The following is a 12995-nucleotide window of genomic DNA, read 5'->3' as shown; positions in this document are numbered from 1 at the left end:
AGCTAATGAAGATTAAAGAAGCATTGAATTTTATTAACGCAACTACGACAGTGAGAGCAAAAGTGGATGGCGACTATTTGAACGTTTTTTCAAAAGACATGATAAGCCATAATTGGTTCTTAAAATTGAATACTAAGGCGGTTAACTGGGATACGGTTTTAAAACATTGGGGTGGCTTAACTGACGTTGCACCAGAAGACCTAGCACGTGCCATGGACGTTATCCAGCGACTACTTGATACGCCAGTCGAAGAACGTTTTCCCGAAAAGAAGTATCGTCTGCGGTGGATTGATGATCGTAATGGGAAAGCTAACTATGCTTATTTAGATATAGATGCTACTTGGCGCATGGTTACTCTTAAGAATTTTGCAGACATCTTTACCGAATCAGAATTAGAGCAACTTAAGAAAGATAATCCACACTTTGCACCTGCGATTGATTCAATGAAGGAAGAGGTCAAAGACGATGAATAAACTGGATGATGTTTTAATTTCTAATGATCCGGCACACAAAATAGAAATTTATTTAGATTGTGGTGTCTATTGGAAACAAGTTAATCCTCAATTACCCGCAACATTGCATGACATATACCTCCAATATCCAAATGCGGTAATGATTTATGTGATTGTTGATGGTTTTATGAGTGGCGTTATCTATCGCTGTGGTAATTATGGCGATGGTGAATGGCAACAATATGCTGTAACTCAGGGCATGGCTTAGGAGGTCAAAGATGAGATTTGATGAACTTATAGAATCACTAGAAGAAATTAACGATGAAACTCCCCATCATATTTGGGTCACAATAGTTTCACAAGAACCACGCCAATTTGAAATTACAGCTGATGACAAGGCCAATCTAGATAAATTACAAAAAGTCCAGAAATTACTGTGTCAATGGCAACGTTCAGGAGTCAAGCGTTACCGAGTGCGACTTCTAGGTTTGAATTCCAGTCACGGTAAGCAATATTTATCCTGTGAGCGTGATATTCATGGCAAGATTTTTGCATGCGCTCCAAATCACTTTTTGAAACAAACTTTCACTTGGGATGAATTAGATCAATTGAGAAATGACACAAGATTTAAAGGCATAGCTTATTTTGACCAATTATTGCGGACAGGTATTGAAGAGGTCAAAGACGATGAGGCGGACTAAAAAAGATCGTTATTTCGCCATGTATAAAGGTGACAAATACGTTGATGGTGGCACGATTGTTGAGCTTGCAAAGAAGTATCATCGCACTATTGAGCAGATGATCTACCTAACTTACCCAACAACACATAAGCGAGCTAAAGATAACAGGCTATTACTATATGAGGTGAAGGGTTAATGAATGACAAAATTCAGTATTTTACTAAAAACAAAAACGGATGGGAACCGGTTAAATTTGAAGACGGCTCATCTATACCACCTAAAGATTTATTGCAATATAAGCCAAGCACTCTTGAAATTAAAACTCAAATTGAAACTAGACGTAATAAAAAAGCATTTAAAGATTTGAGAGCAATTATATTAGGCTATGCACGGCCAAGCGGAATCAAGCGCACTCGTAAGCGTCAAATTGCTAAAGCAAAGCATATGATGGCTATGCACGATCACACCAGCTACGAGTGGTCACAATGGTGGTCAATGCCAGCTAGAAAGCCTAAGAGGTGGAAGAAATGAAGCAATTACCGTTATGCGTGGGGATTGTCTGTGTAACGGCAATTATTATCACAATGATTATCTGCAAGGTTAGCCTTGAAACAATATTTGGCCTGATTATTGGATTGATAATTATTGCTTTCGTAGTTGCCAACTTAATTGATTTATGAGGAGTTTGAAGAAATGAATAAACATGGCGAAACCATTGTCCTAAAAGTTAATAAAGATAAATGCTTAGCTGGCTTTTATGCGCTAGGGTTTGAACCCAAAGAGATTATGGGAGTTCTATATCAAGCGATTACCGTGTTATGTAAGGAACAGGGAGTAGATCCGGCAGTTCAATTAATGCAGTTGATGATAGCAGCAGAGGAGAGAAAGAGTAATGGAAGAGAGAGTTTTTGAAGACGAACACGGTAGAAAATTAATTGTGCGGGTGAATAGGTCTAATATTCAAATCCACACAGAAAGAAAAGATCTTCTAGATTATCGGTTCTATTTAGATAACATTGATTTACTTAAATTCTTAAAGCAACAAGCAGAAAAAGTCTGGAAGACGTTTGCTCCCAAAGAAGCTAATTCTTTTGGGGCAGATTATTGGGAATTTTATGATAAAAATACTGATAACAACGGATATTTAGAAGTTAGTAAAGAAGCTCTTGTGTTTCGAAGTCCCAGCGATGAAACAACTTTGCTATATCAATTTAACAAACGAAAGATGGAAAGCTTTATCTACGATATGGAAAGCTGGTTTATGCTATGAAAATTCTTGATGTGTGCTGTGGTAGTCGCATGTTTTGGTACGACAAAGAAGAACCGCATACAACCTACATGGATATCCGTAAAGCCGTCTATACAGCTATGGATCGTGGTAAGGAACGTAGGATTGAAATTAATCCAGACATCCAAGCGGATTGGAAGAACATCCCATTTGATGATGAAACGTTTGATCTGGTTGTATTTGATCCGCCACACTTGGTCCGAGCTGGCAAAACATCCTGGTTGGCAAAAAAGTACGGAACCATTGATTTGATGACGTGGCCAAACGAATTTCATAAGGCATTTCAAGAGATCATGCGGGTGTTGAAGCCAACCGGCACAATGATTTTTAAATGGAACGAGGATCAAATTCCGATTAAGAAAGTTTTTGAAGCATTTGGTCAGCAACCGATTTTAGGTGATATGAAGAGTAAAACAAAGTGGAGTGTGTTTATAAAAAATGAAACCAATTAAAGAGGTGCTGAAGTCGCCGTTAATCACAAAGATAACCGGTACAGGTGATGATGGAGCGATGTTTGAATTTAAGTACAAAGCACGAAAATATGAAGTTATCGCAAGCAATGGTGGTGGCTGGGATCATGTATCAATTGTTCCTGTCAACCAGAAGAGAATACCAACGTGGGAAGTTATGTGCGTGTTGAAAGATATATGCTTTAACGAAGATGAAGTTGTAATGGAATTACACCCAGCTAAAAAGGATTACGTTAATGTGCATAACGAATGCTTGCATTTATGGAAACCACAAGAGAAGACAATACCCACACCGCCAAAATTATTTGTTTAAACGAGGAGGAAGAATAATGACAAAAGAAGAAATATTCAATGACTTTATCCAAAAAGTAAAGTGGGATAATTTCCAAATTATTAATGTATGTAGAAGCAACAGAGACAATGTTCAATCATTTAGCTTTGAAATTACTGATAAACAAACTGCCACTAACATTGAATTAGCTAATAAACTTTCAAAAGAGAATGCGGAAATTGCAGGTAGACTGAATCGAATAGATGAGTTCATGGATACAGAAGAGTATAGACATCTGAGCGATAAAGAACAGCGTTTAATGATTATCCAGTACAATGCTATGCAAACGTACGCTGATGTACTTTTGCAACGAATTGATGAGATTAAGGAGCGTTTGTAATGCTAAAAAATGAATTACAAGAGAAACTTACTAAATTAGATTCACATTTAAGCTGTGAAATCATTACAAAAGACAATACAAAAGTTGACTTAAACGGTAACTTTTTTGAATTACAGCAACAATCTGCTGGTGATGTCATAGTTAAATACGCTGGCGAAACTGTGCTATCTATGATTAAAGTTGATGGGACCCCTGCAATTAAATTAGAAGTTGGTTATGTAGATAAGCCTAATTCAAAGATGTTTGCTAACTTAATTGAGCTATGTGGAAGTTATCTTCCTGATAATGAGGAGGAAGAATAATGCACATTTACGAAGTAGTAATGCTTAATCCAGAGTATGACGGCGAAGATCATTTCGTTATAGCTAAAAGCGAACAACGCGCTAAGAACATTGTGCTTGATTATTACGAACAACAAAACGATGGCTATTGTAGTCCGGTGACTGAGCATGATTTAGCTATCAATGGGCCAGTTGAACCAGAAAATTATGCAGAGGAGATGCTATTGAACTGATGACTATGATTAAAGTAAATACACTATGCAAGATTGATGAAGAGAACCCGACACCGGTTAAACGTCAAGAAATTGCCTTGAATGTTACGGCTGTTGACCCTAAGGCTGACTTTCAGAATTTTGTTTTAGGAATTGACGATTATCAAGATTGTTGTGATGATTTTGGAAGTTTTTCCGATGATATTCCTGAACAGTTATTTGTCAAAGCGATTTATTCAGATGAAGAGTTAACAAAAGAACAGGCTGAACGTTTATCACTGTCTGATGAAGAGGCAGACGCGGCAATGACATTTAAACTAGTTGACAGTGATGACAAAGAATATTATTTCGGTGTATATAACGACCATAACGGCTATTATTCCCACGTAGTCTACGAGAATGGTAAGGAAATCGACTATCTATAAGGAGGTAACTATGCTACACAAATATAAAAAGATAGTTCCAATTGAAGCAGAACAATTTGATGGTTCTGATGAAATGATTAGTCGCTACGGGATTGTTGATTTAGCCAAAGCGATTGAAAGTAAAGAAGAAACTACCTACGTAATTCCAACAAAAGAAGGTTCAATGGAGCTAAAGAAAGGTGATTATATATCGACTGGTATTGATGGTGAACATTGGCCGATTAAGAGGAGCATATTTGAGCGGACATATGAGAGGTGCGACTAATGGAAAGAGTCGGAGAAAAAACTCTAGTCGTTTTAAGAAAAACTGGTCGTATTCATGTTCTTTCTTCTGTAAAGAAATTTGATAGAAGTGATCCTTTACTGTACGTTATTACGTTTGAAGATGGCGGTTTAATGGCTTTCCCTAAAGAAGATTTAATCTTCTTAGATAGCAGTACAGGTTATGGGATAAAAAGACAGTGTGATTGATTAGGAGATGAAAAATGATTAAAGAATTACTTCAATTAGTTTCGTTAGTATGCTTCTCAGCAATTATTATTACTGAAATTATATGTAAGTTTGATGAAGAGTTTATAGGATCAGCCGTATTTGGGCTATTTATGTTGATCCTTATTCAAATGGTTATTACTTCCGTGCGATAAAAAAAGACGCCCGTTGTTAAACGGACGCCTCTCTCGAAGATTAAGAAAAATACCAAAATTCATTATATCACAAGGGAGAGGTAAAACGATGGCTTTATTTGAAACTTTGGACGTGAACGGCACATATCACGCGGTACAGAATTTCTTCTATGACCGATACCCAGTAATTAAACGGCGGTCTGGAGCGTGGGGTGATTATAGCTCACCATCGTTTGACGGAATGCCAAAAGCACCAGCAAAAGGAAATGGTACAGAAAACGCAATGATTGAACATAGTATCTACGCTAGTGCGTTGTACGCAGTTCATTACGCTATTCAAGGGTGTAGCAAGGAAAGCCAAGCGATTATCATTAGCAAGTACATCAAGGAACTACCAGACGATACCATTAGATGCCAATTAGCTGTTAGTGGTAACGGAGCATTCCGTAGAAGATTGAAAAAGGCTTGTTGCGAATTTGCAGACTGTATTGATCCAGCATGTGAGAGGTTCAAGGTAAAACGGGGGAAAGAAGGATTGATTCCCGAACTTAGACGCTATGAAAGTGAGAAAGTTTGCTAAAACGGACTTTTTTGGGTGCATTCTGGGTCAATTATTGGTCAATCTTGGGTTGAAAATTGGTCAAAAGTTGGTTGATCAGTGGTCAACTTTCTATTAGATAATGCTATTGTCGAAAGAATTCGATAAAGCCATCGAAAGAGTTGTGGAAAAAGGGTTATATAAGCCCTCAAGTGGTGGCAGAGACCATAATTCCACATAGGGAAGCTGCTCATGGAAACGGCAGGTTTCCCAGTAAATCATGATTTATGTTTAAGACTGACACACACGACCCATAGCGGATTACAGCAGTTGATGAAATAGTGTACTTATGAGTTCTAATATGAAACTTCTTCTTAATAAATAATTAGTAATATATTGTGTCAGTCTTTTATGCGAATATGCAAATTAGATGCCAAGTATCCTGGAGTGGTCCAATATTTATGGGGGCAGTTCCCAATATTCGCAATTGCAGTGCTTACGAGTCGCACTGCTTGCTGAGGTCCAAGATGGGCACACAACCGGTCTCGTGTGGCAAAAGCGTGGTTTGAATCCACCTCTCAGCTTTATCACGGCAAATTTAACTATGATAGGAGATGAAAGCTCCTTTTTCGTAATTGCATAGTATTTTTTTGTCACACGCCGTGATATTTATATTAGCAAAGCTAGAAAAAAGAGTTGCCTTTTAAAGTGGAAGAGTGCTAGATACTCTACGGAGCCTAGTGCGGGGCAACCGCTTTGCTTATGCTGATGTCGCTTAATGGTAAAGCACCACAGTTGTTTCCGTTTCAACGTGGAGAAGGCGGTTCGATTCCGTCCATCAGCATTCAAGGCTCATCTACTTTTAACAACAATCAACGAAAGGAGGAAGCACCTACTTACTAAGATGTTTCTTCCATTAGCCTTGATTGTCCGAAATGACGTTAAACTAATTTAAATTACCTTCAGAAGTCTAGCTATTGTGGCTAGGCTTTTGTATCTAAAAAAGCTCTCACAAAGTGTATAATACATTTTGCGAGAGTTTAATATAAAACGTCATCATATAGTTAAAATGGCTAAGAACACGCTTAATTTTGAAATTAACTCTATGTTTAAATGATTTAAATGGTATACTAAATAATGCTAACCAACCTCTTACTGTGCGTTTGTCACAAAGGCGACTAATACACACAGGGAGGGATGCATAAATGCAGAAGCTCGTAAATCTTGAGAGTGCCTCTAGCTTTATGAAAGGTAAATATGATGTAGGTATGCGATTCATACCTAAAATTCTTGAAAAACTGAAAGGTTTTTCAGAACCTGTCCAATTTGCAGTAATCCACTTACTGTACTTTGGCTTGTTTATGGGTGCAGTCACAACAATAGTATGTGCAATTTGTGCAGCTATTATTCGCTGCCATTAAGTAAAAATTTAAAATAAAAAAACCTTGCTTGACGGAGCAAGGTACAATCAAGACGCACAGCAATGTGGGTTAGCATCGAGAGCAATTACGTAAAGGCAAAAAGCGTAATTGCTTTTTCTGTACACTAGTATAATACGTTACTAACAATTAATTGTCAATCAAAGATATCTGGTGATTGTCTCTTCTAAACGTTGATATAACAACGTTTATTTAAAGAATTAAATATTTGTATTATTTGTATACATAATAATAAACATATGACATATATGCTGTTATATAAGTCAGCTTAACGGCTGGCTTTTTTATTTGGAGATAATTATGAGAACAACTAAAAACTGGGGCTTTACCAACAGTGGAGCCGAATTGCATATGTTAGCTCATGCTGAACGCACTAGGAAACGATTAGCAAAGAAAAAGCCGACAGGTCAACGCTTGTCGGCTTTTAAAGTATACAAAAATATTAAACACTAAGTTTTTCTTTTAGCGCAGTCGTCATTACTTCGCTAAAGTTAATACCATTTTCTTTACCTAATTCATTTAAGTAATTAGGAATGGTGATAGTCTTCTTAATTACTTTGTTATCATGCTTGCGCTTGTATTCTGAAACGTTAATGGTAACAAGAGTAACGGTTGCACCATCTTTAGCTTGAGGTAATTTGGTATTTGATTCAGGTAACTTATCTTCAAGAGAATAAGTACCGATGTAGTCTTTTGCCATTTCCATTGCATCTGCAATTGACTTACCTTCAGTCATTCCGTTAATATCTGGAATTTCGACAAAGTAAGGGTAGTCGCTGTTATCGTCTTTAGTAATGATAATCGGAAATACTTTAATGTCGTCCATAGTGATCCTCCTTAATTTTGGTACACAAAAGCTCGGCTCAATTAAGAGCCTTGCTTTACTACTTTAGGTTGAATTTTCTTATCAAAGCATTGTATAGCTTATCGCTAAACTTCGGGTGACGTGGCAGTTGGGTTTTAATTTTACCGTTTGACCAAATGTCGTGATTACCACCATGTCTAACGAAGTACCAGCCATTATCTTTGAATTTCTTTTCAACCTTGCGACGTTGTACCAAATGTTTCACTTCCCTTCAACACTTATTATAATACACGTATTTAATACGTGTGTCAATAGAATTATACATATTTAGCACGTATTTTTTAGAAAGGTGGTGTGGTGATATGCTATGAGTAAGAAGCAAGATGGAGCAAGAAATGACCCTTTTTCAAGCTTAACAAAAGCTCAGCAGACGCTTGTCATACTTGACTTTGAAGGTGGTCATAGTAATAAAGAAATTGCTCCTAAATTAGGCTTAAAGAATGAGACTACTGTGTCACATTGGCGTAAGCGTTCGTGGTATGAGCCAGCCTTTAATGCTTATGCTTCTAAAACTGTTAGAGGAAAGTATAAGAGCTTAGCTTTAAGAACATTAATTGATTTGTTAGACGCAAGATCTGAAATGGTGAAGCTGCAAGCAGCTACTTCTATCCTTAAACTATCCGGTATGTTGTCAGATAATAGCACACCAGAACTAGACAAAGCCAAGGTTCGCAAGGCTAATGCTGAGGCAGATATTGCAGAGCAGAAAGCAAAGTTACTTAAGAATGATAAAACAGGAATTACAAAGATTGTCTTTACTGACGATATGAAGTCGGATAAAGAAGATGATACCGACCAGAAAGGGGATGAGAGCGATGGAGCAAATAATTAGCTTACAGAAAATCGTAGGCGGTGGCTATTACGATTTTTGGCACGATAAGCATTTCTACCGTGTTGTAAAAGGATCGCGTGCTAGCAAGAAGAGCAAAACAACAGCGCTCAATATGATTTACCGACTTATGAAATATCCTTGGTCTAACTTGCTTGTTGTGCGACGCTACTCAAACACTAATCGACAGTCAACCTATGCGGATCTCGTGTGGGCTATCCATCGTTTTCATGCTGAACATCTTTTCAAATGCAATCCATCCATGCCGGAGATAGTCTATAAGCCAACAGGTCAACGGATTATCTTTCGTGGGCTTGATAAGGCTTTGAAACTTACTTCAATCACTGTTACGCACGGGTATTTGTCATTTGTGTGGATTGAGGAAGCTTACGAAATTGAAAATGCTGATAAATTGGAAACTCTGCAAGAGTCTATTCGTGGTCGAATTGATGTTCCGGGTGCTTTCAAGCAGATTACAGTGACGTTCAATCCGTGGAACGCTCAACATTGGCTTAAGCGGACATTCTTTGATCCAGAAACACGTAAAACCGACACGTTCGCCCAAACAACTACTTTCAGATGTAATGAGTGGCTCGATGAGCAAGATAGGCAACGTTACTTGGATTTGTATAAGACTAATCCTCGCCGTGCTAAGGTGGTAGCAGATGGTGACTGGGGAGTAAGTGAGGGCTTAGTCTTTGAAGATAACGTTGAACGTGTTGAATTTGACCCACAAGAAAAGCTGACCGAATGCGGGCACGCTGGATTTGGGCTTGATTACGGCTTTGGTGGTGACCCGAATGCGTTTGTAGCATTGGCAATTGATCCAAAGAGCAAGAATATTTGGATCTACGATGAAATGTATACGTATCACCAAACAACGCCACACATTGCTGAATGGCTCAAAAATAACGGCTATCAGCATGCGAATATCTATGCTGATTCCGCTTCACCAGAGCGCACACAACAGCTTTTAGACTTGGATATAGATAATATTCAATCTGTTGTTAAAACGCCAATAGAGGCTGGAATAGATCAATTGTGGCAATACAAAATCCACGTTCACCCGAAATGCAAAAACATTTGGAACGAGTTCAACAATTATGTATTTGATACTGACAACATCGGTAACACACTCAATCGTCCTAAAGATGAAAATAATCACGCAATTGATGCGTTAAGGTATAGTGTTAGACAGTATATGGATATGTATGATGGCTCAATGGGTGTCGATTGGGGTAATCAGTATCACATTGCTAGAGAAATGGGGCTTGATATTTAATGCAAAACACAATTCCACAACAACATCGCTTTGATTTGGAAGCTAACCGAGAATATCAAGTTCCGGTTAGCTATTTTAATACGATTAAAGATTATCCAATGCAACTATACGAAACAGCTTATAAGTTCATTCGTCACCACATTGATAGAGAGGTGCCACGATTAAAAGAGCTTATGCGCTATTACTATGCTGACACCAAGATTAAGAAGTGGGCTGGGTCACCCAATCCGGATAATGCGCATAATCGGGTGTCAACAGGCTTTGCGCGTTATATTACTAATATTCGTGTGGGCTACTTCATAGGTAACGATATTCAATACAAGATAGCGACTGATAATGACAGCATGAAGTCTTTATCCGAAAGGCTTGATGACTTACTTACTCATTACAACGACAATGCAAACACGCCTTACATTGATGAAATGATGAAGAAAGATTTATCTATCATGGGTCGTGCTTATGATCTTGTCTACGTTAATGAAGGCGAAACAACATTGAACCTAGCAAAGATTGACCCGATAACGTGTTTTGTTGTTTATGATGATTCAATCAAGGCTAAGCCACTGTTTGCTGTTCGCTACTATCAGACAGGCGTTTTAGATGAGTTGCTACGTGAGAATTACGAGATTTACACCGATTCGATGGTATATCGCTATCATTCAGATGGCGGATTGCCTGAGACTAACTCGCCAGTTAATAACGTTGTATTTGACGGTCAAGAGCCTTTGTTCTTTGAACGTGTTCCGTTGACAGAATACAAGAACAACGAAGAGCGTTTAGGGGATTGGGAGCCTGAAATTGATCAGATGGACGCATTAGACAAGGCAATCTCCACGATGGCAAACTTCCAAGAAGATTTTAACGATGCTGCTATGGTAGCAACCGGTCGCTTTGCTAATAAGACTCAGCCGATCTATGCAAAAGATAAGCAAGGCAACGTCCAAATGGGAAAAGATGGTAAGCCAATTGTGTTGGTGCCACCTAGACCGATCATTGATCCTAAACATCATATGTTTTACTTGGAGCCTTACATTGCACGTACTGGATTAAGTGAAGGACAGCGTACAGTCGTAGCTCCTACGCTTCAATATATTACAAAGCAATACGATTCCGCCGGCTGGTCTACTTACACCAATTTCTTAATCAATGAAATTCATAAGTATACCAATACACCAAACGTCAACGACCCTAACTTTGCTTCTAACGCTTCTGGTGTTGCAATGAGCTATAAGCTCTGGGGAAGCGATCAAGAGCGCAAGATACAAGAAGCACTATACAAGCGTGGTTTACGTGCTCGTATTAGTGCTTGTATTGCTTACTGGAACAAAATTAATGCTTTGCCCGGTGAGAATGATATTTCTGTGCTTGCTGATATGGTCAAGCCTAACTTTGACCCTAACTTGCCAAAGAATGACGAGGAGACAGCGCAACTTGTACAAACCTTATCTGGCATTCCGGGACTTGAAAGTATGAAGTCATTGCGTGAGATTACGCAACGCATTACCGGTGTATCGCCTGATGATGAGCAACAGCGGATTGATGATGAAGCAGAGGAAGAAGCCAAAAAAACAGACGACTACAAGAAAGGCCGAATTGGTATTGGTGAAGTATTTGCTACTGGCGAATCTGCACAAGTTGAACAGCCAAAGGGTGATAAGTAATGACGGATAAAGAATGGTTTGACCAGTTAGACAAGATATTTAATCCGAATAGTTCTAGTGTGCAAGCATTACGTGACGCTGTTGAACGTGCAGAACATAAACAAGAAGTTACTTTTGATCATTTTTTCAATAACGGTTTGAAGTGGAATGATAAAGCGGACCCAGCAGACGTTAAAGCGGTATTCGACGCTTTACGTGAGTTACGCAATATAGCTCATACACCACAGCAGAAAGCCGTTGTCGGTGCTTTGCTGAATAGTTTACCATATAAGACCAACATGGACGTAGCGAAGCTTACCAGCCGAATTAATATTGCAATGCTTGGCCTTGATGTTGCTAATCGACTGCAAGAACAGCAAGCAGATATTGTTAATAAGGTGACTGAATTAACTGGTAAACAACACGGCGGATATAATACCCAACTGAGACGCCGTGCTTTAATGCGTGTAGCTGTTCAAACGGGTAATGATACAGATACACTGCCACTTATCTTCAAGCACGCACAACGGCTCTCAATGGATTTAGACAAGGTGATTGATTTTCAGATTAGCAATCACATGAATCCTAATTCGTTGAAAAAGGCAGCCAAAGAAGCGCTAGAGGGTAATAAACAGTGGAATTATAACTCTGATAAATGGCGGTCAACGGTGCAGAAACGTTATATGCACACGAAAGCAAACCTTGAACGAATATTTGTTACTGAGGCAAAAGCAAGCCAGATGAAAGCAACCGCAAAAAGCCTGAAAAACAACGGCTATAAGTACGTTAAAGTGGTGAGCCGTCACAGTACCAACGTTTGTAAGTATTGTGAAGGAATGGACGGAACAAAAGTTAAGATTGACAGCATTGTAGTCGGTATTAACGTGCCACCGTTCCACCCTCGCTGTGCATGTAATATTATTCCAGCTGAAACGCCAGTTAAGGAAGCGCTAGAAGATTTAGGATTGTGAGGTGAGTTTAATGTATAGAGGAATTGATAAATTTGAGCTAAAAGACGATGGCTTATATATCAATGATAAACGTATTTCCTGCATTAAAAGTCTAAAAATTGATTGTCCAGATCATAGCGAACTTTCAACATTGACAATTCAAATTGTTGGAAAGTTAAAAGGCATTGATTTTGGAAAGAATAGTCAATATGACTTTGTAAAAGGCAGATTGCAAGAAATAACTTGAACGAATTTAGTGACGTAGATTAAGCAAGAAGATCTCGATTGGTGTATGCCAATTAAGACATTTAAGTGGCCGTGAATTCAGATACCAATTGATTTGAACCAGT

The 12995-nt window shown here is 38.5% G+C and carries 27 protein-coding genes, 1 tRNA gene and 1 pseudogene; 26 read left to right on the top strand and 3 right to left on the bottom strand.

The window, feature by feature from the left end; genetic code table 11:
* Nucleotides 1-5 precede the first annotated feature (5 nt).
* The 21 genes from CBG10_RS04145 to CBG10_RS11135 all read left to right on the top strand — a co-directional run bounded on the left by CBG10_RS04145 (nt 6) and on the right by CBG10_RS11135 (nt 7532).
* Nucleotides 6-473: a hypothetical protein gene (locus CBG10_RS04145; protein WP_094511745.1), complete on the top strand. Its 468-nt coding sequence runs from the start codon at nt 6-8 to the stop codon at nt 471-473.
* Nucleotides 466-720 carry a hypothetical protein gene (locus CBG10_RS04140; RefSeq protein WP_094511744.1) on the top strand — a complete coding sequence of 85 codons (255 nt, stop codon included), beginning with the start codon at nt 466-468 and terminating at the stop codon, nt 718-720. The genes CBG10_RS04145 and CBG10_RS04140 overlap by 8 nt, the downstream gene beginning before the upstream one ends.
* 10 nt (nt 721-730) lie before the next feature.
* Nucleotides 731-1153 (top strand): hypothetical protein, encoded by a 423-nt coding sequence (locus CBG10_RS04135; RefSeq protein WP_094511743.1) that lies wholly within the window; start codon nt 731-733, stop codon nt 1151-1153.
* Nucleotides 1140-1328 (top strand): integrase, encoded by a 189-nt coding sequence (locus tag CBG10_RS04130; protein ID WP_086141608.1) that lies wholly within the window; start codon nt 1140-1142, stop codon nt 1326-1328. Before CBG10_RS04135 ends, CBG10_RS04130 begins: the two co-directional genes overlap by 14 nt.
* Complete coding sequence (locus CBG10_RS11440) at nt 1328-1663, top strand: hypothetical protein (RefSeq protein WP_225361503.1); 336 nt, start codon at nt 1328-1330, stop codon at nt 1661-1663. Before CBG10_RS04130 ends, CBG10_RS11440 begins: the two co-directional genes overlap by 1 nt.
* Complete coding sequence (locus tag CBG10_RS11145) at nt 1660-1812, top strand: hypothetical protein (protein ID WP_179225368.1); 153 nt, start codon at nt 1660-1662, stop codon at nt 1810-1812. The genes CBG10_RS11440 and CBG10_RS11145 overlap by 4 nt, the downstream gene beginning before the upstream one ends.
* Nucleotides 1813-1825: 13 nt before the next feature.
* On the top strand, nt 1826-2044 hold the full coding sequence (locus CBG10_RS04120; protein ID WP_094511742.1) for a hypothetical protein: 219 nt from the start codon (nt 1826-1828) through the stop codon (nt 2042-2044).
* The gene (locus CBG10_RS04115; protein ID WP_094511740.1) at nt 2025-2402 is read left to right on the top strand and encodes a hypothetical protein; all 378 of its coding nucleotides are present in this window, start codon (nt 2025-2027) and stop codon (nt 2400-2402) included. Before CBG10_RS04120 ends, CBG10_RS04115 begins: the two co-directional genes overlap by 20 nt.
* The gene (locus tag CBG10_RS04110) at nt 2399-2872 is read left to right on the top strand and encodes a class I SAM-dependent methyltransferase (protein ID WP_094511739.1); all 474 of its coding nucleotides are present in this window, start codon (nt 2399-2401) and stop codon (nt 2870-2872) included. The genes CBG10_RS04115 and CBG10_RS04110 overlap by 4 nt, the downstream gene beginning before the upstream one ends.
* On the top strand, nt 2859-3203 hold the full coding sequence (locus CBG10_RS04105; RefSeq protein ID WP_094511738.1) for a DUF7694 domain-containing protein: 345 nt from the start codon (nt 2859-2861) through the stop codon (nt 3201-3203). Before CBG10_RS04110 ends, CBG10_RS04105 begins: the two co-directional genes overlap by 14 nt.
* Before the next feature lie 16 nt (nt 3204-3219).
* Nucleotides 3220-3561 carry a crAss001_48 related protein gene (locus tag CBG10_RS04100; protein ID WP_094511737.1) on the top strand — a complete coding sequence of 114 codons (342 nt, stop codon included), beginning with the start codon at nt 3220-3222 and terminating at the stop codon, nt 3559-3561.
* Nucleotides 3561-3863, top strand: coding sequence for a hypothetical protein (locus CBG10_RS04095; RefSeq protein WP_094511736.1), 303 nt, complete (start codon nt 3561-3563; stop codon nt 3861-3863). Before CBG10_RS04100 ends, CBG10_RS04095 begins: the two co-directional genes overlap by 1 nt.
* A complete protein-coding gene (locus CBG10_RS04090) occupies nt 3863-4075 on the top strand; it encodes a hypothetical protein (protein WP_094511734.1) in 213 nt (70 codons plus the stop codon). Before CBG10_RS04095 ends, CBG10_RS04090 begins: the two co-directional genes overlap by 1 nt.
* On the top strand, nt 4075-4479 hold the full coding sequence (locus tag CBG10_RS04085) for a DUF7448 domain-containing protein (RefSeq protein ID WP_094511733.1): 405 nt from the start codon (nt 4075-4077) through the stop codon (nt 4477-4479). Before CBG10_RS04090 ends, CBG10_RS04085 begins: the two co-directional genes overlap by 1 nt.
* 10 nt (nt 4480-4489) lie before the next feature.
* The gene (locus CBG10_RS04080; protein ID WP_094511731.1) at nt 4490-4744 is read left to right on the top strand and encodes a hypothetical protein; all 255 of its coding nucleotides are present in this window, start codon (nt 4490-4492) and stop codon (nt 4742-4744) included.
* Entirely contained in the window at nt 4744-4950 is a 207-nt protein-coding gene (locus CBG10_RS04075) for a hypothetical protein (protein WP_094511730.1), read from the top strand. Before CBG10_RS04080 ends, CBG10_RS04075 begins: the two co-directional genes overlap by 1 nt.
* 14 nt (nt 4951-4964) lie before the next feature.
* Nucleotides 4965-5123 (top strand): hypothetical protein, encoded by a 159-nt coding sequence (locus CBG10_RS11140; protein WP_179225367.1) that lies wholly within the window; start codon nt 4965-4967, stop codon nt 5121-5123.
* A gap of 88 nt (nt 5124-5211) precedes the next feature.
* Nucleotides 5212-5682: an ArpU family phage packaging/lysis transcriptional regulator gene (locus CBG10_RS04070; protein ID WP_094511729.1), complete on the top strand. Its 471-nt coding sequence runs from the start codon at nt 5212-5214 to the stop codon at nt 5680-5682.
* Between the two features lie 722 nt (nt 5683-6404).
* A tRNA-OTHER gene (locus tag CBG10_RS04065) sits at nt 6405-6484 on the top strand.
* A 361-nt stretch (nt 6485-6845) separates the two neighbouring features.
* Nucleotides 6846-7061: a hypothetical protein gene (locus CBG10_RS04060; protein ID WP_094511728.1), complete on the top strand. Its 216-nt coding sequence runs from the start codon at nt 6846-6848 to the stop codon at nt 7059-7061.
* A 318-nt stretch (nt 7062-7379) separates the two neighbouring features.
* The gene (locus tag CBG10_RS11135; RefSeq protein ID WP_179225366.1) at nt 7380-7532 is read left to right on the top strand and encodes a hypothetical protein; all 153 of its coding nucleotides are present in this window, start codon (nt 7380-7382) and stop codon (nt 7530-7532) included.
* Here CBG10_RS11135 and CBG10_RS04055 read toward each other — a convergent pair.
* Both CBG10_RS04055 and CBG10_RS04050 read right to left on the bottom strand, forming a co-directional pair.
* The gene (locus tag CBG10_RS04055) at nt 7522-7905 is read right to left on the bottom strand and encodes a type II toxin-antitoxin system HicB family antitoxin (protein ID WP_016497200.1); all 384 of its coding nucleotides are present in this window, start codon (nt 7903-7905) and stop codon (nt 7522-7524) included. The two genes, CBG10_RS11135 and CBG10_RS04055, sit on opposite strands and share 11 nt — an antisense overlap.
* A gap of 58 nt (nt 7906-7963) precedes the next feature.
* Nucleotides 7964-8149, bottom strand: a complete 186-nt coding sequence (locus tag CBG10_RS04050; protein WP_242079307.1) for a type II toxin-antitoxin system HicA family toxin — start codon at nt 8147-8149, stop codon at nt 7964-7966.
* 102 nt (nt 8150-8251) lie between these two features.
* Between CBG10_RS04050 and CBG10_RS04045 the strand changes: the two genes are divergently transcribed.
* The 5 genes from CBG10_RS04045 to CBG10_RS04025 are packed head-to-tail and all read left to right on the top strand — an operon-like array spanning nt 8252 to nt 12892.
* Nucleotides 8252-8776 (top strand): hypothetical protein, encoded by a 525-nt coding sequence (locus CBG10_RS04045; protein WP_094511726.1) that lies wholly within the window; start codon nt 8252-8254, stop codon nt 8774-8776.
* Entirely contained in the window at nt 8760-10055 is a 1296-nt protein-coding gene (locus tag CBG10_RS04040) for a PBSX family phage terminase large subunit (RefSeq protein ID WP_094511725.1), read from the top strand. Before CBG10_RS04045 ends, CBG10_RS04040 begins: the two co-directional genes overlap by 17 nt.
* Nucleotides 10055-11716 (top strand): phage portal protein, encoded by a 1662-nt coding sequence (locus CBG10_RS04035; protein WP_094511724.1) that lies wholly within the window; start codon nt 10055-10057, stop codon nt 11714-11716. Before CBG10_RS04040 ends, CBG10_RS04035 begins: the two co-directional genes overlap by 1 nt.
* Nucleotides 11716-12666, top strand: coding sequence for a minor capsid protein (locus CBG10_RS04030; protein ID WP_094511723.1), 951 nt, complete (start codon nt 11716-11718; stop codon nt 12664-12666). The genes CBG10_RS04035 and CBG10_RS04030 overlap by 1 nt, the downstream gene beginning before the upstream one ends.
* A gap of 10 nt (nt 12667-12676) precedes the next feature.
* Nucleotides 12677-12892, top strand: a complete 216-nt coding sequence (locus CBG10_RS04025) for a hypothetical protein (RefSeq protein ID WP_094511721.1) — start codon at nt 12677-12679, stop codon at nt 12890-12892.
* A 6-nt stretch (nt 12893-12898) separates the two neighbouring features.
* Here the strand turns inward: CBG10_RS04025 and CBG10_RS04020 are convergent.
* Nucleotides 12899-12995: pseudogene (locus CBG10_RS04020) on the bottom strand (IS30 family transposase); the annotation flags it as partial.

The organism is Limosilactobacillus reuteri, assembly GCF_002254085.1.
Classification (GTDB): Bacteria; Bacillota; Bacilli; order Lactobacillales; family Lactobacillaceae; genus Limosilactobacillus; species Limosilactobacillus reuteri_K.
This window is presented reverse-complemented; position numbering and strand designations above follow the sequence as displayed.